Origin of the sequence: Streptococcus alactolyticus (assembly GCF_012277075.1) — a bacterium.
In the GTDB taxonomy this organism is placed as follows: domain Bacteria; phylum Bacillota; class Bacilli; order Lactobacillales; family Streptococcaceae; genus Streptococcus; species Streptococcus alactolyticus.
In genome coordinates, this window is sequence record NZ_JAAXMT010000006.1 from 1 (window position 1) to 18,538 (window position 18,538).

Annotated in this window: 16 protein-coding genes; 15 read left to right on the plus strand and 1 reads right to left on the minus strand. The window is 41.6% G+C overall.

What is annotated here, in order from left to right; all coding sequences use genetic code 11:
- Nucleotides 1-749, minus strand: a 749-nt coding sequence (locus HFK82_RS04820) for an IS110 family transposase (RefSeq protein ID WP_336498136.1), incomplete at its 3' end; no start/stop codon positions are given.
- A 348-nt stretch (nucleotides 750-1,097) separates the two neighbouring features.
- Between HFK82_RS04820 and HFK82_RS04825 the strand changes: the two genes are divergently transcribed.
- The 15 genes from HFK82_RS04825 (at nucleotide 1,098) to purK (ending at nucleotide 18,530) form a co-directional block, all read left to right on the plus strand.
- Entirely contained in the window at nucleotides 1,098-2,066 is a 969-nt protein-coding gene (locus HFK82_RS04825; protein ID WP_154454863.1) for a ribose-phosphate diphosphokinase, read from the plus strand.
- Between the two features lie 120 nt (nucleotides 2,067-2,186).
- On the plus strand, nucleotides 2,187-3,362 hold the full coding sequence (locus HFK82_RS04830; protein WP_168261032.1) for a pyridoxal phosphate-dependent aminotransferase: 1,176 nt from the start codon (nucleotides 2,187-2,189) through the stop codon (nucleotides 3,360-3,362).
- Nucleotides 3,352-4,107, plus strand: coding sequence for a DNA repair protein RecO (gene recO / locus HFK82_RS04835; protein WP_168261033.1), 756 nt, complete (start codon nucleotides 3,352-3,354; stop codon nucleotides 4,105-4,107). Before HFK82_RS04830 ends, recO begins: the two co-directional genes overlap by 11 nt.
- A 140-nt stretch (nucleotides 4,108-4,247) precedes the next feature.
- Nucleotides 4,248-5,243 (plus strand): phosphate acyltransferase PlsX, encoded by a 996-nt coding sequence (gene plsX, locus HFK82_RS04840; RefSeq protein ID WP_168261034.1) that lies wholly within the window; start codon nucleotides 4,248-4,250, stop codon nucleotides 5,241-5,243.
- Nucleotides 5,244-5,260: 17 nt separating this feature from the next.
- The gene (locus tag HFK82_RS04845) at nucleotides 5,261-5,491 is read left to right on the plus strand and encodes a phosphopantetheine-binding protein (RefSeq protein WP_168261035.1); all 231 of its coding nucleotides are present in this window, start codon (nucleotides 5,261-5,263) and stop codon (nucleotides 5,489-5,491) included.
- 124 nt (nucleotides 5,492-5,615) lie between these two features.
- Entirely contained in the window at nucleotides 5,616-6,326 is a 711-nt protein-coding gene (gene purC, locus HFK82_RS04850; protein ID WP_154454868.1) for a phosphoribosylaminoimidazolesuccinocarboxamide synthase, read from the plus strand.
- A 60-nt stretch (nucleotides 6,327-6,386) separates the two neighbouring features.
- Nucleotides 6,387-10,112: a phosphoribosylformylglycinamidine synthase gene (locus tag HFK82_RS04855; RefSeq protein WP_168261036.1), complete on the plus strand. Its 3,726-nt coding sequence runs from the start codon at nucleotides 6,387-6,389 to the stop codon at nucleotides 10,110-10,112.
- 106 nt (nucleotides 10,113-10,218) lie between these two features.
- On the plus strand, nucleotides 10,219-11,667 hold the full coding sequence (gene purF, locus HFK82_RS04860; RefSeq protein ID WP_154454870.1) for an amidophosphoribosyltransferase: 1,449 nt from the start codon (nucleotides 10,219-10,221) through the stop codon (nucleotides 11,665-11,667).
- A 60-nt stretch (nucleotides 11,668-11,727) separates the two neighbouring features.
- A complete protein-coding gene (gene purM, locus HFK82_RS04865; protein WP_154454871.1) occupies nucleotides 11,728-12,747 on the plus strand; it encodes a phosphoribosylformylglycinamidine cyclo-ligase in 1,020 nt (339 codons plus the stop codon).
- On the plus strand, nucleotides 12,747-13,298 hold the full coding sequence (gene purN, locus HFK82_RS04870) for a phosphoribosylglycinamide formyltransferase (RefSeq protein WP_168261037.1): 552 nt from the start codon (nucleotides 12,747-12,749) through the stop codon (nucleotides 13,296-13,298). The genes purM and purN overlap by 1 nt, the downstream gene beginning before the upstream one ends.
- Nucleotides 13,299-13,332: 34 nt before the next feature.
- On the plus strand, nucleotides 13,333-14,880 hold the full coding sequence (purH, locus tag HFK82_RS04875; RefSeq protein ID WP_168261038.1) for a bifunctional phosphoribosylaminoimidazolecarboxamide formyltransferase/IMP cyclohydrolase: 1,548 nt from the start codon (nucleotides 13,333-13,335) through the stop codon (nucleotides 14,878-14,880).
- Nucleotides 14,881-15,256: 376 nt separating this feature from the next.
- Nucleotides 15,257-16,519 carry a phosphoribosylamine--glycine ligase gene (gene purD / locus HFK82_RS04880; RefSeq protein ID WP_168261039.1) on the plus strand — a complete coding sequence of 421 codons (1,263 nt, stop codon included), beginning with the start codon at nucleotides 15,257-15,259 and terminating at the stop codon, nucleotides 16,517-16,519.
- Nucleotides 16,488-16,961 carry a 2-thiouracil desulfurase family protein gene (locus HFK82_RS04885; protein WP_167510362.1) on the plus strand — a complete coding sequence of 158 codons (474 nt, stop codon included), beginning with the start codon at nucleotides 16,488-16,490 and terminating at the stop codon, nucleotides 16,959-16,961. Before purD ends, HFK82_RS04885 begins: the two co-directional genes overlap by 32 nt.
- Nucleotides 16,958-17,446, plus strand: a complete 489-nt coding sequence (gene purE, locus HFK82_RS04890) for a 5-(carboxyamino)imidazole ribonucleotide mutase (RefSeq protein ID WP_154454876.1) — start codon at nucleotides 16,958-16,960, stop codon at nucleotides 17,444-17,446. Before HFK82_RS04885 ends, purE begins: the two co-directional genes overlap by 4 nt.
- Nucleotides 17,433-18,530, plus strand: a complete 1,098-nt coding sequence (purK, locus tag HFK82_RS04895) for a 5-(carboxyamino)imidazole ribonucleotide synthase (RefSeq protein WP_168261040.1) — start codon at nucleotides 17,433-17,435, stop codon at nucleotides 18,528-18,530. Before purE ends, purK begins: the two co-directional genes overlap by 14 nt.
- The last annotated feature ends 8 nt before the right edge of the window (nucleotides 18,531-18,538 follow it).

The following is an 18,538-nucleotide window of genomic DNA, read 5'->3' on the forward strand; positions in this document are numbered from 1 at the left end:
TGTCTTTGTTCAGAAAGTCTGAGTAGTTCTTTGGCATAGTAACGAACTTCTTCAAGTATTGGAGAGTTTTTCTTGACGGTACAATAAGACTGATTGGCTAGTGCTGCAAGCTTTTGTGCTAAGTAAGCCACGCGTTTGTCGGAAATGTGTTTTGAAGTAGATTGCCGAATACCTTCTAAGAGCTCATCTTTACTTAACTCAAGCACGAAGTCCTTGTAAGGAAACGTCATGACCAAGTTCCAGTATTGCTCTCTAGTTGGCGTTGATAAGATATTTTCCATCTCAGGAAAGGTAACTTGTAAGACCTTGTGCAATCGATTCTTAGTGCGGACAATATCCTCCGTTAAGTTCTGATAGAATCTACTTAAATCGCGCAGTTCTTGATAGACTTCTTCTTGGATATAAGTTGGCTTACGATTCAGTACAAATTGAGATATCGCTAATGTTTCGGCATCGATTTTATCCGTTTTACGGACACGCAAACTGTCTAATTGCTTTTTCGCTTCCAAAGGATTTAGCTGTGTATAAGCGTATCCATTTTCTTCAAGAAATGCTTGAAGACGACGCGAATAGACACCTGTTGCTTCAAAAATGATCTCGGGCTTTTGAACGGTTTTTAAATCATCTAATAGGCGAGTAAAACCGATAGTGTCATTTGGCATGGTGTATCCATGAATTTTCTCGCCATTGATGACAATAGCCACCTCTGAACTTGCCTTACTGACATCAATTCCAAATACTGTACGCATCATATTACCTCTTTGTCTTGAATGATTCCTTGTTTTAGTGATTTCATTTTCAATACTCGACATCTTGTGTCCCACATACTTTGATAACATTCTTCCTAAAACAGGTGTCTTGCCAGTTTTTGATACGACGTCTAGCGTCAAAAGAGAACTCGACCTAACAAGACACCACTACTTTAACATAAAAGAAAAAGTAGAGAGTACTATCTCCCGTCGGAGATTTTCTCACTACTAATCTTAGTATGTTTTTGCTGCTTCCTTTTTAAAGGCAAGGTAATCCCTTCTTTTATTTGTTGAAAAATAGAGAGAAAAACGGTAAAATATTAGAGGATAAAAACTTTGGAGGAAATCATGTCTTATTCTGATTTAAAACTGTTTGCATTATCGTCAAACAAGGAATTGGCAGAAAAAGTGGCTTCGGCTATGGGAATTGAGCTTGGAAAATCATCAGTTCGTCAGTTTTCTGATGGTGAGATTCAAGTTAATATCGAAGAGTCAATTCGTGGGCGTCATGTCTTTATTTTACAATCAACAAGTTCACCTGTTAATGACAATTTGATGGAAATCTTGATTATGGTTGACGCATTGAAACGAGCTAGTGCTGAAACCATCAGTGTTGTCATGCCTTATTATGGCTACGCACGTCAAGACCGCAAAGCAAGATCACGTGAACCAATTACGTCTAAATTGGTTGCAGATATGCTTGAAGTAGCAGGAGTTGATCGTTTGTTGACGGTTGATTTGCACGCTGCTCAGATCCAAGGTTTCTTTGATATTCCAGTGGATCACTTGATGGGTGCACCTCTTATTGCGGATTACTTTGACCGTCATGGTTTAGTTGGTGAAGATGTCGTTGTTGTTAGTCCTGACCATGGTGGTGTGACACGAGCTCGTAAGTTGGCACAATTCCTCCAAACACCAATTGCTATTATTGATAAACGTCGTAGTGTCACTAAAATGAACACAAGTGAAGTGATGAATATCATTGGTAACGTTAAAGGTAAGAAATGTATCTTGATTGATGACATGATTGATACTGCGGGTACCATTTGTCATGCGGCTGATGCACTTGCTGAAGCGGGTGCGACTGCTGTGTATGCGTCATGTACTCACCCTGTCTTATCTGGTCCTGCACTTGAAAATATCGAAAAATCAGCGATTGAAAAACTCGTTGTTTTAGACACGATTTACCTTCCAGAAGAACGTTTAATTGATAAGATTGAGCAAATTTCAATTGCTGAATTAATTGGTGAAGCTATTACTCGTATTCATGAAAAACGTCCGTTATCGCCTTTATTTGGAATGGACACGGCAAAATAAGTCGAAATGTGGAGAGAACACTTTGGTTCTCTCTTTTTATGTTGGTCTAGTCTGAAAGGTTCTGGCTTTTATTAGAATTTTATGTATAATAGATATAATTAAACATAAAGGGAGATTGTTATGGGCTTGACTAATCGTTTTAATAAGTATTTAGATAAAATCGAAGTATCTTTGATTCGTCAGTTTGACCAATCCATTTCGGATGTGCCAGGGATTATGAAGTTGACTCTGGGGGAACCAGATTTTACAACGCCTGAGCATGTTAAAGAGGCTGCTAAGGCGGCTATTGATGCCAACCAATCCCATTATACGGGAATGGCTGGTTTGGTGGCTCTGCGTCAAGCTGCGGCTGATTTTGTTAAAGACAAGTACCATTTGACCTATAATCCAGATAATGAAATCTTGGTGACTATCGGGGCAACGGAAGCCTTGTCTGCGACTTTGACTGCTATTTTAGAGCCTGGGGATACGGTTCTTTTGCCAGCACCAGCTTATCCTGGATACGAACCAATTGTCAATCTTGTTGGGGCTGATATTGTGGAGATTGATACAACAGGGAATGACTTTGTGTTGACGCCAGAGGTATTGGAACAAGCTATTTTAGAGCAAGGAGATTCGCTCAAGGCTGTTTTGCTTAATTATCCAACCAATCCAACTGGTGTGACGTATTCGCGTGAGCAAATTAAGGCTTTGGCGGATGTTCTTAGAAAATACGATGTTTTTGTTATTTCAGATGAGGTGTACTCAGAATTGACCTACACGGATGAGCCACACGTTTCAATTGCAGAATATTTGCCAGAACAAACCATTTTAATCAATGGCTTGTCAAAATCGCACGCCATGACAGGTTGGCGAATTGGTTTGATTTTTGCACCTGCTGTTTTTACGGCACAATTGATTAAGAGTCACCAATATTTGGTGACAGCTGCGACAACGATGGCACAATTTGCAGCTATTGAAGCTCTTTCTGCCGGCAAGGACGATGCGCTACCAATGAAAGCTGAGTACGTGAAACGTCGTGATTACATTATAGACAAGATGTCTGCACTTGGCTTTAAGATTATCAAACCTGATGGGGCATTCTACATTTTTGCTAAAATTCCAGAGGGTTATGAGCAAGATTCGTTTAAATTTTGTCAGGATTTTGCTCGTGAAAAAGCTGTTGCCTTTATCCCAGGGGTTGCTTTTGGAAAATACGGTGAAGGTTACCTTCGTTTGTCTTATGCTGCTAGCATGGAAACCATCACAACTGCGATGGAGCGCTTGAAAGAATTTATGGAAGAACATGCAAACTAAGGAAACTTATGGGCTTGTTCTCTACAACCGCAATTATCGTGAGGATGACAAGCTGGTCAAACTCTTTACCGAAACGGATGGCAAGTATATGTTTTTTGTCAGACATGCTAGCAAGTCTAAGTTAGCAGCGGTTCTCCAGCCTTTGACCATTGCAAAATTCATTTTAAAATTGAATGATGAGGGCTTGTCTTTCATCGAGGATTATAAGGAAGTGGAAACCTTTAAGGCCATCAACGCAGATTTGTTTAAACTGTCTTATGCGTCCTATGTCACAGCTTTGACAGATGCGGCTTTGAGCGACCATGTGGCAGATGCTCCTTTATTTGCCTTTTTACAAAAGACTCTTTCTTTAATGGAAGAAGGTCTTGATTACGCTATTTTGACCAATATCTTTGAAATTCAGATTTTAGAGCGATTTGGTGTACGCCTTAATTTTCATGAATGTATTTTTTGTCATCGTGTGGGTTTGCCTTTTGATTTTTCGCATCGGTATTCGGGCTTGCTTTGCCCAGAGCATTACCACAAAGATAATCATCGTAGCCACCTCGACCCCAATATGCTTTATTTGGTGGACCGTTTTCAAGCTATTCATTTTGATGATTTAAGAACCATTTCCATTAAACCTGAGATGAAGCAAAAATTGCGTTTGTTCATTGATGACCTGTATCAGACTTATGTGGGTTTACATTTGAAAAGTAAGCAATTTATCGATGATTTGGGAACGTGGGGAGATATTATGACCTAAAAGTTGTTGGTGGTACCTTGTTTTCAAGGATTGCCGACAGTTTTTTATTTTTTTCTGAAAATCCCTTGTTGTTTTTATAAAACTGAAAAAAATGCTAAATCGTGTTATAATGGGGTGATTATATTTTGTGAGGAAATGACATGAAAACAATTGCAATTGATGCTATGGGTGGTGATAACGCCCCTAAAGCTATTGTCGAAGGAGTGAATCAAGCTCTCGCTGAATTTTCAGATATTGAAGTGCAACTTTATGGTGATGAAAGCAAGATAAAACAATATTTGAAAGCAACTGAACGTGTGACAATCGTGCATACGGAAGAAAAGATTAATTCAGATGATGAGCCTGTCAAAGCCATTCGCCGTAAGAAAAAAGCGAGCATGGTACTGGCTGCTCAGGCAGTTAAAGACACGAAAGCAGATGCCGTGATTTCTGCGGGAAATACAGGGGCGCTTTTAGCGGCTGGTTTGTTTGTGATTGGTCGCATTAAAGGCGTTGATCGTCCAGGTTTGATGTCTACGCTACCAACGACTGATGGCAAGGGCTATGATATGTTGGATTTGGGAGCAAATGCGGAGAATACGCCAAAACATTTGCATCAGTATGCAACGCTTGGTTCTTTTTATGCTAAAAATGTGCGTGGCATTGCCAATCCGCGTGTAGGCTTGCTCAATAACGGTACGGAAGCGACTAAGGGTGACCCACTTCATAAGGACACTTATGCCTTGTTAGAAGAAGATAAAAGCTTGCATTTTGTTGGCAATGTGGAAGCGCGTGATTTGATGAATGGCGTAGCTGACGTTGTGGTGACCGATGGTTTCACGGGAAACGCTGTGCTTAAAACCATGGAAGGAACAGCTCTTAACATCATGGGTAGCTTGAAATCATCTATTCAATCAGGTGGTTTCAGAGCAAAATTAGGTGCCCTTTTATTGAAAAATAGCTTGTACCAATTGAAAGATACGATGGATTATACGCGTGCAGGCGGTGCGGTTCTCTTTGGTTTGAAAGCTCCTGTGGTTAAATGCCACGGTTCAAGTGATGCCCAAGCTGTTTTCTACACCATCAAACAAGTACGCACCATGCTAGAAACAAAAGTTGTTGAGCAGCTGGTCGATGCTTTTACTGTTGAGGATTAAAGCATATGACAAGAGAAATGATTTTTAATAAAATGGCAGAAGTGGTTCGAGGACAAGTGAAAAATCCAGACCTAACCTTAACCACTTCAATGGATATTCAAAAAGACCTGGGGCTTGATTCTATCGAGTTAGTGGAACTTATTATTGATTTGGAAGAAGCTTTTCAACTCAGTATTCCCGATGAAGATGTGGAAGATTTGGCCTCTCTTGGTGAATTGACAGATTATTTAAATAATCGGATAAATTAGAAAGAAACGTTCGCGTAAGGTGAACGTTTTTGTTTTTGAATTCTCAAAAAGTCTGTTAAATGTTGAAAAAAATGACATCGTATGTTAAAATCTATTTGAATAAAGGTGAAAGGCGAACAAATAAATGTCAAGAAAACTGATTTATACGGGAAAAGCCAAAGATATCTACACAACTTCAGATGATGAAGATGTGATTATTTCAGTTTATAAAGATCAAGCAACCATGCTTAATGGTGCTCGTAAGGAAACCATCAAAGGGAAAGGGGTGCTTAACAACCAGATTTCGTCTTTAATTTTCACGAAATTAAATGAAGCAGGTATTGCAACCCACTTTGTTAAACAATTGTCAGAAAACGAACAATTGAACAAAAAAGTTGATATTATTCCGCTTGAAGTTGTTTTGCGTAATGTGACTGCAGGATCATTTTCAAAACGATTTGGTGTGGAAGAAGGCATTCAGCTAGAAACACCGATTGTTGAATTTTACTATAAAAACGATGACTTGGACGACCCATTCATCAACGATGAACACGTGAAATTCCTTGGTATTGCAAGTGATGAGGGTATTGCTTACATCAAGGCTGAAACACGTCGTATCAACGAATTGTTGAAAGATTGGTTCAACCAAATTGGACTTCAATTGATTGATTTTAAATTGGAATTTGGTAAGGATAAGGATGGTCATATCATCCTTGCGGACGAATTTTCACCTGATAACTGCCGTCTTTGGGATGCGGAAGGTCACCATATGGATAAAGATGTTTTCCGTCGTGACTTGGGTAACCTAACAGATGTTTACGAAGTGGTTCTTGAAAAATTGCAAGGACTTGGATAAAAAAGCTCGGTACGGTGTACTGGTAAGCTACTAGAAAGAAAATTCTTAAAAGGATAGGGAATGGATAAACGCATTTTTGTTGAGAAAAAATCACATTTTAACGTTAAAGCGCAAGCACTTATCAAAGAGCTTAAGCACAATCTTCAGTTAAACAGTTTGACTGATTTACGCATCATTCAAGTGTATGATGTTTTTCAGCTAGACGAAGCGCTTTTTGCGCGTGCAGAAAAGCATATTTTTTCTGAACCAGTAACGGATAATATTTTGGCAGAAAGTGATGTGGTTGCGGCCTTGTCAGACTATGCTTTCTTTGCGATTGAATCACTTCCAGGCCAATTTGACCAACGTGCGGCGTCATCTCAAGAAGCCTTGCTTTTATTGGGTAGTGGCAACGATGTAACGGTTAATACCGCTCAACTTTACTTGGTAAATAAAGATATCGAAGCGTCTGAATTGGAAGCTGTTAAGCATTATTTGTTGAATCCAGTAGATTCTCGCTTCAAAGATATCACGACAGGAATTGCTCCACAAGCATTCTCAGAATCTGATAAAACTATTCCGAACCTTGACTTTTTCAAGACTTATACAGCAGCTGATTTTGCTAAATATAAGGCAGAGCAAGGCTTGGCAATGGAAGTGGATGACCTTGTCTTTATCCAAGATTACTTCAAATCAATTGGACGTGTGCCAACTGAAACAGAATTGAAAGTTTTGGATACTTATTGGTCAGACCACTGCCGTCACACTACTTTTGAAACCGAACTAAAACACCTTGATTTTTCAGCTTCTAAATTCCAAGAGCAATTGCAAGCAACTTATGATAAATACCTTGCGATGCGCGATGAATTGGGGCGTTCTGAAAAACCACAAACGCTTATGGACATGGCGACTATTTTTGGACGCTATGAGCGTGCCAATGGCCGTTTGGACGACATGGAAGTATCTGACGAAATCAACGCTTGCTCTGTCGAGATTGAAGTGGACGTTGATGGTGTCAAAGAACCATGGTTGTTGATGTTCAAAAATGAAACTCATAACCACCCAACTGAAATTGAACCGTTTGGTGGCGCTGCGACTTGTATCGGTGGGGCTATCCGTGATCCATTGTCAGGGCGTTCTTATGTTTACCAAGCCATGCGTATCTCAGGTGCTGGTGATATTACCATGTCAATTGCTGACACACGCGTTGGGAAATTGCCTCAACAAGTGATTTCAAAAACAGCGGCTCATGGTTATTCATCATACGGTAACCAAATTGGCCTTGCAACGACTTATGTTAAAGAATATTTCCACCCTGGATTTGTAGCCAAACGCATGGAACTTGGTGCGGTTGTCGGTGCAGCACCTAAGGAAAATGTGGTGCGTGAAAAACCAGAAGCAGGTGACGTGGTTATCCTTCTTGGTGGTAAAACAGGGCGTGATGGTGTCGGTGGTGCGACAGGTTCTTCTAAGGTTCAAACCGTTGAATCTGTTGAAACAGCTGGTGCTGAAGTTCAAAAAGGGAATGCCATTGAAGAACGTAAAATCCAACGTCTTTTCCGTAATGGCGATGTGACACGCCTTATCAAGAAATCAAATGACTTTGGTGCTGGTGGTGTCTGTGTTGCGATTGGTGAATTGGCTGATGGTCTTGAAATTGACTTGAACAAAGTGCCATTGAAATACCAAGGGCTTAACGGAACAGAAATTGCCATTTCAGAATCGCAAGAACGTATGGCCGTTGTGGTGCGTCCAAAAGACATCGATGCTTTTGTTGCTGCTTGTCATAAGGAAAATATCGATGCGGTTGTAGTGGCAACTGTGACTGAAAAACCAAATCTTGTTATGACATGGAATGGGCAAACGATTGTAGATATCGAGCGCCGTTTCCTTGATACAAACGGTGTGCGCGTAGTTGTCGATGCTAACGTGGTTGATAGCCAAGTTGATGTGCCAGAACAACGCACAACTTCAGCTGAAACCTTGGAAGCTGATACTGTAACAGTTCTTTCAGACCTTAACCATGCCAGCCAAAAAGGGCTTCAAACTATTTTTGATAGCTCAGTTGGTCGCTCAACCGTTAACCACCCAATCGGTGGTCGTTATCAAATCACACCAACAGAAAGTTCTGTTCAAAAATTACCTGTTCAAAATGGTGTGACAACAACAGCTTCTGTCATGGCACAAGGTTTCAACCCTTACATTGCAGAATGGTCACCGTATCACGGTGCTGCCTATGCCGTTATCGAAGCGACAGCACGTTTGGTGGCGACAGGTGCAAACTGGTCTAAAGCACGTTTCTCTTACCAAGAATACTTCCAACGTATGGACAAACAAGCTGACCGCTTTGGTCAACCTGTTTCAGCCCTTCTTGGTTCTATCGAAGCACAGTTACAACTTAGCTTGCCATCAATTGGTGGTAAGGACTCAATGTCAGGGACATTTGAAGAATTAACAGTACCGCCAACATTGGTTGCCTTTGGTGTGACAACGGCAGATAGTCGCAAAGTGCTTTCGCCAGAATTTAAGGCAGCTGGTGAGTACGTTTATTACCTTCCTGGTCAAGCTATTTCACAAGATATTGATTTTGATTTGATTAAGTCAAACTTTACAAGGTTTGAAGCGATTCAAAAAGCACACCATATCACATCAGCATCTGCTGTTAAATACGGTGGTGTGATGGAAAGCTTGGCTTTGGCTACATTTGGAAATCACATCGGTGCGACAGTTGAATTAGCTGATCTTGACACAAGCTTGACAGCTCAACTCGGTGGCTTTATCTTTACATCTGCTGAAGAAATTGCTGACGCTGTGAAAATTGGTAAGACAAGTGCTGACTTTACGTTGACAGTCAACGGCGTTGCCCTTTCTGGAGAAATCTTGTTAGCAGCCTTTGAAGGTACGCTTGAAGAGGTTTATCCAACAGAATTTGAGCAAAGCCAAGTTATCGAAGATGTGCCAGCTGTGGCTTCAGATGCCGTTATCAAAGCCAGCGAAAAAGTGGCTGAACCATTGGTTTACATCCCTGTTTTCCCAGGAACAAACTCAGAGTACGATTCGGCTAAGGCCTTTGAACAAGCAGGTGCCAAAGTGAACTTGGTTCCGTTTGTAACGCTTGACGAAGCAGCTATTGAAGCTTCTGTTGATACGATGGTTGACAATATCGCAAAAGCAAACATCATCTTCTTTGCAGGTGGTTTCTCAGCAGCGGACGAGCCAGACGGTTCTGCAAAATTCATCGTGAACATCTTGTTGAACCAAAAAGTTCGTGCGGCTATTGACAGTTTTATCGAAAAAGGTGGGCTTATCATTGGTATCTGTAATGGATTCCAAGCCTTGGTTAAATCAGGATTGCTTCCATACGGTAACTTTGAAGATGCCACAGAAACAAGTCCAACCTTGTTCTACAACGATGCTAACCAACACATGGCGAAAATGGTTGAAACACGTATCGCCAACACAAATTCACCATGGCTTGCTGGTGTTGAAGTGGGAGATATCCACGCTATTCCAGTATCACACGGTGAAGGGAAATTCGTTGTCAATGCTGCTGAATTTGAAGAACTCCGTGATAACGGTCAAATCTTTAGCCAATACGTTGATTTCAACGGTCAACCAAGCATGGATTCTAAATACAATCCAAATGGTTCTGTCAACGCTATTGAAGGTATTACAAGTAAAAATGGTCAAATCATTGGTAAAATGGGACACTCAGAACGTTACGAAGATGGTCTTTTCCAAAATATTCCAGGAAACAAGGACCAACACTTATTCCGTAGCGCCGTTGAGTATTTTACAAAAGGTTAGACCTTGCTAAATAAACAACAAGAGGACAAGATAAGGTACAAGGGTGCCTTATCTTGTCAACTAATCAAGAAAATTTCTTATTAACAAGAATCTAGGTAAAAAAATAATGACATATGAAGTAAAATCTCTTAATGAAGAATGTGGCGTTTTTGGCATTTGGGGCCACCCTCAAGCAGCTCATGTTGCTTACTTTGGCCTTCATAGCCTCCAACACCGCGGTCAAGAAGGGGCTGGTATCGTCACAAATGATAACGGTAAGTTGCTTCAACACCGTGATACAGGTCTTCTTTCAGAAGTGTTTAAAAATCCTGCTGATTTGGAAAAATTAACAGGGACCGCTGCTATTGGTCACGTGCGTTACGCGACAGCAGGTTCAGCTTCTATCAATAATATCCAACCGTTTCTTTACAACTTCACTGACGAGCAATTTGGTTTGTGCCACAATGGGAATTTGACAAATGCTTTGTCATTGAAAAAAGAGTTGGAGGACCAAGGTGCTATCTTTAACGCCTCATCAGATACTGAAATCTTGATGCACTTGATTCGCCGTAGTCACAATCCTGAATTTATAGGAAAAGTCAAAGAAGCCCTCAATACTGTAAAAGGTGGTTTTGCTTACCTTTTGATGACAGAAGATAAATTGATTGCAGCGCTTGACCCAAATGGTTTCCGTCCTTTGTCAATCGGTCAAATGAAAAATGGAGCTTGGGTAGTTTCAAGTGAAACATGTGCCTTTGAAGTTATCGGTGCCAAATGGGTTCGTGATGTGAAGCCAGGTGAAATCGTGATTATCGATGACAACGGTATCCAGTACGACACTTACACAACAGATACGCAATTAGCTATTTGTTCAATGGAATACGTGTATTTTGCACGTCCAGATAGTGATATCTACGGTGTCAATGTCCACACTGCTCGTAAGAATATGGGGAAACGTTTGGCACAAGAATTCCAACACGAAGCAGATATCGTAGTTGGGGTGCCTAATTCATCGCTTTCAGCAGCTATGGGATTTGCGGAAGAATCAGGCCTTCCAAATGAAATGGGATTGGTCAAAAATCAATACACTCAACGTACCTTTATCCAACCGACACAGGAATTGCGTGAAGAAGGGGTTCGTATGAAACTTTCGGCGGTTTCAGGGGTTGTTAAAGGCAAGCGCGTGGTGATGGTTGACGATTCTATCGTGCGTGGAACCACTTCTCGTCGTATCGTGAATCTCTTGCGTGAAGCTGGTGCCACAGAAGTTCACGTGGCTATTGGTAGCCCTGAATTGAAATACCCATGTTTCTACGGTATTGACATTCAAAATCGTCGTGAGTTGATTTCAGCTAACCATACGAAAGAAGAAGTTTGTGAGATTATTGGTGCGGACAGTTTGACTTACTTGTCGATTGATGGCTTGATTGAGTCTATCGGTATTGACACAGATGCTCCAAATGGTGGTCTTTGTGTTGCTTACTTTGACGGCAAATACCCAACACCACTGTACGATTATGAAGAACCTTACCTCAAGAGTTTAGAGGAAAAAACCAGCTTTTATTTGGAAAAATAAGGCTTTTAGAGAATTAGTTTTATAATAGCTCAGCTATTTCCCAAAAAGGAGAATTTATTTATGACAAAAAATGCTTACGCTCAATCTGGTGTTGATGTTGAAGCGGGTTATGAAGTTGTTGCTCGTATCAAAAAACACGTTGCACGTACAGAACGTGCGGGCGTTATGGGCGCTCTTGGTGGTTTTGGTGGGATGTTTGACCTGTCTAAAACTGGTGTGAAAGAACCTGTCTTGATTTCAGGAACGGACGGTGTGGGAACAAAACTCATGCTTGCCATCAAATACGACAAACACGATACGATTGGTCAAGACTGTGTTGCCATGTGTGTCAACGACATCATCGCAGCGGGTGCAGAGCCACTTTACTTTCTAGATTACATTGCGACTGGTAAAAACGAACCAGCTAAATTGGAACAAGTGGTTGCGGGTGTTGCGGAAGGTTGTGTGCAATCTGGTGCAGCACTTATTGGTGGTGAAACCGCTGAAATGCCTGGTATGTACGGTGAAGACGACTATGACTTGGCTGGTTTTGCCGTAGGTGTTGCGGAAAAATCACAAATTATCGACGGTTCAAAAGTATCTGAAGGTGATGTTCTTCTTGGACTTGCTTCAAGCGGTATCCACTCAAACGGTTACTCACTTGTGCGTCGTGTCTTTGCTGATTATACAGGTGATGAAGTGCTTCCAGAACTTGAAGGCAAACCGTTGAAAGAAGTGCTTCTTGAACCAACTCGTATCTATGTTAAAGCGGTACTACCCCTTATCAAAGAAGAATTGGTAAACGGTATTGCCCACATCACAGGTGGTGGTTTCATCGAAAATGTGCCACGTATGTTCTCAGATGACTTGGCTGCTGAAATTGAAGAGGATAAAGTGCCTGTTCTTCCTATCTTCAAAGCCCTTGAAAAATACGGAGAGCTCAAACACGATGAAATGTTTGAAATCTTCAACATGGGGATTGGTTTGATGTTGGCAGTTAGTCCTGACAAGGTTGAGCGCGTGAAAGAATTGTTCGATGAACCTGTTTATGAACTTGGTCGTATTGTCAAAAAAGCAGATGCAAGTGTGGTGATTAAATAATGAAAAAGATCGCCGTTTTTGCGAGTGGTAACGGGTCAAATTTTCAAGTTATTGCAGAGCAATTTCCCGTTGCCTTTGTCTTTTCAGACCACCGAGATGCTTATGTTTTAGAGCGTGCTGAAAAGCTTGGTGTGCCTGCCCATGCTTTTGAATTAAAGGAATTTGACAATAAAGCTGCTTACGAAGATGCTATTGTTGCCTTGCTGGAGCAATATGACATTGATTTGGTGTGCTTGGCAGGCTACATGAAAATTGTTGACCCAACTTTGCTAAAAGCTTACGAGGGACGTATCATCAACATTCATCCAGCTTATTTGCCTGAATTTCCAGGGGCTCATGGCATTGAGGATGCTTGGGAAGCTGGTGTCAGCCAGTCAGGTGTGACCATTCACTGGGTTGATAGTGGTGTTGACACAGGACAAATCATCAAGCAAGTCCGTGTGCCACGTCTAGCTGATGATACCATTGACAGTTTTGAAGCTCGCATTCATGACCATGAATACCAACTCTATCCAGAAGTTTTGGAGAGTTTGGGTGTTGAGAGAAAATAAGGATAAACGAAAATTCGTTTTAAAAGGAGAAAAAATGACAAAACGTGCACTGATTAGTGTTTCTGATAAAGCGGGTATTGTAGAATTTGCCCAAGAATTGAAACAATTAGGTTGGGATATCATCTCAACTGGGGGAACAAAAGTAGCACTTGATAAAGCAGGTGTTGACACGATCGCAATTGACGATGTGACTGGTTTTCCTGAAATGATGGATGGACGTGTGAAGACCCTTCACCCAAACATTCACGGTGGTCTTTTGGCTCGTCGTGACCTTGACAGCCACCTTGAAGCAGCTAAGAAAAATCACATTGAGCTGATTGACCTTGTTGTGGTAAACCTTTACCCATTTAAAGAAACGATTCTGAAATCAGACGTGACTTACGCAGATGCCGTTGAAAACATTGACATCGGTGGTCCGTCAATGCTTCGTTCAGCAGCGAAAAACCATGCCAGCGTGACCGTTCTTGTTGACCCAGCAGACTACGCTGTTGTGTTAGATGAATTGAAAGCTACTGGTGAAACAAGTGTGGAAACACGTAAACGTTTGGCAGCTAAAGTCTTCCGTCACACAGCAGCTTACGATGCTTTGATTGCGGATTACTTTACTAAACAAGTGGGTGAAGAAAAACCTGAAAAACTCACTTTGACTTATGACTTGAAACAACCAATGCGTTACGGGGAAAATCCTCAACAAGACGCTGATTTCTATCAAAATGCCTTGCCTACGGCTTATTCAATTGCGTCAGCGAAACAATTGAACGGTAAAGAATTGTCATTTAACAATATCCGTGATGCTGATGCGGCTATCCGCATTATCCGTGATTTCAAAGACCGTCCAACTGTTGTGGCGCTTAAACATATGAACCCATGTGGTATTGGGCAAGCAGACGACATTGAAACAGCTTGGGATTATGCTTACGAATCAGACCCAGTGTCAATCTTTGGTGGTATTGTCGTGCTTAACCGTGAAGTGGACGCAGCAACAGCTAAGAAAATGCACGCTATTTTCCTTGAAATTATCATCGCACCAAGCTATTCAGAAGAAGCGCTTGAAATCTTGACAACGAAGAAGAAAAACTTGCGTATTCTTCAATTGCCATTTGAAGCGCAAGAAGCGAGCGAAGTGGAAAAAGAATACACTGGTGTTGTAGGTGGCCTTTTGGTGCAAAACCAAGACGTTATCAAAGAAAATCCAGCTGACTGGAAAGTCGTGACAAAACGTCAACCAAGCGAACAAGAACAAACAGCCCTTGAATTTGCTTGGAAAGCGATCAAGTATGTCAAATCAAATGGTATTATCGTGACAAATGACCACATGACGCTTGGTGTTGGTCCTGGTCAAACCAACCGTGTGGCATCTGTTCGTATCGCTCTTGACCAAGCTAAAGACCGCTTTGACGGTGCGGTACTTGCTAGTGACGCTTTCTTCCCATTTGCAGACAACGTGGAAGAAATTGCTGCCGCTGGTGTTAAAGCCATTATCCAACCTGGTGGTTCTGTTCGTGACCAAGAATCAATTGATATGGCTGATAAATACGGACTTACTATGATCTTTACAGGTGTCCGTCACTTCCGTCACTAAGATCATATAACTACCTCCCTTTTATTTAAATAACATAGTAACAATAATAGCCTCAACCTCAGGGTTGAGGTTTTTAAGTTTTCTGAAAGGCTTTTTTTAGTTTTCATTAAGTCACCCCAACTATACTAAAGACACTCCTAAAAAAACTTTTTTCATGACCAAGCAAATCCCAATCCCCCAGATTGGGATTTTTGGTTGTGGTCTGAATGGTTGCCAAAAGGAAAATGTTATAAAGTTGTTACATGAATTGTTATAATTTCCGAACAAATATGGTATAATATTTTTGTATAATTCGTTAAAACGTGTAGTGTTTGACGAAAGTTTTGATTCTGGAGCTTAGGCTCTGTTAATGGTTTGTATTGAGGTATAGTAACTTATGAAACTTTTAGTTGTTGGATCAGGCGGGCGTGAACACGCTATTGCTAAGAAATTGTTAGAATCTCCTCAAGTTAGTCAGGTTTTTGTTGCTCCTGGAAATGATAGCATGACGCTTGACGGACTTGAATTGGTAAATATCGGCATTTCCGAACATTCTGAACTGATTGCATTTGCAAAGGAGAATGGCATTGATTGGACTTTCATCGGACCTGATGATGCTTTAGCAGCCGGGATTGTGGATGATTTCAATGCAGCTGGTCTGAAAGCCTTTGGTCCAAGTAAAGCAGCAGCGGAGCTTGAGTGGTCTAAAGATTTTGCCAAATCAATCATGGCTAAATATAAGGTTCCAACAGCAGCTTATCGCACGTTTTCAGATTTTGAAGAAGCAAAACGCTACATCGAAGAACAAGGTGCTCCAATCGTTGTCAAAGCAGATGGTTTAGCGCTTGGAAAAGGCGTTGTGGTGGCAGAAACAGTTGAGCAAGCTATCGAAGCAGCTCAAGATATGTTGTTGGACAATAAATTTGGTGATTCTGGTGCGCGTGTGGTTATTGAAGAATTCCTTGACGGCGAAGAATTTTCATTGTTTGCTTTCGTGAATGGGGATACTTTTTACATTATGCCAACGGCTCAAGACCACAAACGTGCATTTGATGGTGACAAAGGTCCAAACACAGGCGGTATGGGAGCTTATGCACCAGTCCCTCATTTGCCTCAGAGTGTTGTGGATACGGCTGTTGAAACCATTGTTAAACCGGTCCTTAACGGCATGATTGCAGAAGGTCGTCCTTACCTTGGTGTGCTGTACGCTGGTTTGATTTTGACAGCAGATGGTCCAAAGGTCATCGAGTTTAACTCTCGTTTTGGTGACCCTGAAACTCAGGTTATCTTGCCACGTTTGACCTCTGATTTTGCTCAAAATATCACGGATATTTTAGATGGGAAAAAGGCAGAGTTGACTTGGACAGATGAGGGTGTAACCTTGGGCGTGGTTGTTGCTTCAGAAGGTTACCCATTAGCTTATGAAAAAGGCGTTCGCTTACCTGAAAAAACAAGTGGCGATATTATCACTTATTATGCAGGTGCAGCATTTGCCAAAGACGGAGCTCTTTTGTCAAATGGTGGCCGTGTCTATATGCTAGTCACAACAAAAGAAGATGTGAAAACAGCAAAAGACACCATCTACGCTCAATTATCAAAACAAGATACCAGCGGTCTTTTCTACCGACATGACATTGGAAGTAAGGCCATTGGACGCTAAAACTCGATGTGTGTTAGTGAGCGCCTGCCTCTTGGGTGAACGTTGTAAATACAACGGTGGTCACAATTACAATCAAGCTCTTGTGGATTATGTGGCTGATAAAGAAGTAATTGCCGTTTGCCCTGAGGTGCTCGCTGGCTTGCCTGTGCCTAGACCGCCAGTCGAATTAGCCGCGGGTCATGTTGTGGATGCGACAGGTCAACGTTACGATGCTCTTTTTGAAAAAGGAATCGAGCGTTCTTTGGCAGCTATTTCTGGCAAAAAAGTTGATTTAGCCATTTTGCAATCACGTAGCCCTTCATGTGGGGTCAATCAAGTTTACGACGGTAGTTTTTCAGGCCGAAAAATAGCTGGTAGCGGGCGTTTTGCTCAAAAACTCAAAACATTAGGTTATCGCGTTCTTGATGTTGAAGATATCAATCAATTGGAAGGAAAATCATGAAACCATTAATTTCAGTAATCATGGGAAGCAAATCAGATTGGGCTACCATGAAAAAAACAGCAGAAGTACTTGACCAATTTGGTGTGGCATATGAAAAGAAAGTCGTGTCTGCTCACCGTACGCCAGATTTGATGTTCAAACACGCTGAAGAAGCCAAAGGTCGTGGCATCAAGGTCATTATTGCTGGTGCGGGTGGAGCTGCGCATTTACCTGGTATGGTTGCCGCTAAGACGACACTTCCTGTTATCGGTGTGCCAGTCAAATCACGAGCTCTTAGCGGACTTGACTCTCTTTATTCAATCGTTCAAATGCCTGGTGGCGTGCCTGTTGCAACCATGGCAATTGGTGAAGCAGGAGCAACCAATGCGGCTTTGACAGCTCTTCGTATTTTGGCAATTGAAGATGCGACATTAGCAGAAAAATTAGAAAACTTTGCTTTAGAACAAGGCAAGGTAGCAGAGGAATCAACAGATGAGCTCGACTAAAGCAAAAATGATTGGGATTATTGGCGGAGGTCAATTGGGGCAAATGATGGCTATCTCAGCTATTTATATGGGGCACAAAGTGGTTACTTTGGATCCAACAGCAGATTGCCCAGCGTCGCGCGTGAGTGACATGATTGTGGCGGATTATGATGATGTGGAAGCCTTGCGCGAATTAGCAGAACGTTGCGATGTCTTGACCTATGAGTTTGAAAATGTTGACGCAGATGGCTTGGATGCCGTTGTCAAAGACCATCAATTGCCTCAAGGGACAGACTTGTTACGCATTTCGCAAAACCGTATTTTTGAGAAAAACTTTTTGGCTAAAAAAGCTGGCGTACAAGTGGCACCTTATAAAGTGGTTACATCAAGCCTTGATATTGAGAACCTTGATTTTAGCAAGACCCACGTTTTAAAAACGGCAACAGGCGGCTATGATGGGCACGGTCAAGTGGTCATTACCTCTGCTGCTGACTTAGAAAAAGCCAACCAACTGGCAAATTCTTGTGAATGTGTTTTGGAAGAATTTGTGGATTTTGACCTTGAAATTTCAGTCATTGTTTCAGGAAATGGTCAAGATATCACAGTATTCCCAGTTCAAGAAAACATTCACCGCAATAACATTCTTTCAAAAACCATCGTCCCAGCCCGTATTTCAGACGAATTAGCCAAAAAAGCACAAACCATGGCCGTTCAAATTGCGAAAAAGCTAGACCTAGCTGGTACGCTTTGTGTGGAAATGTTTGCGACAGCTGATGATATTATCGTCAATGAAATTGCGCCACGCCCACACAATTCAGGACACTATTCTATCGAAGCTTGTGATTTCTCACAATTTGATACGCATATTTTGGGCATTCTTGGCTTGCCCCTGCCTGATATTCACCTGCACCAACCTGCCGTTATGCTAAATGTCCTCGGACAACACATGGAAAAAGCGCAGGCTTATATGCAAGAAAACCCTAGCGCGCACCTCCACCTTTATGGTAAACTAGAGGCAAAACATAACCGTAAAATGGGACACATTACTTTGTTTAGTGATGAACCAGATACCATTGCGGAAATGGGAGAAGGAATGGATTTTTAAAGTGTTAA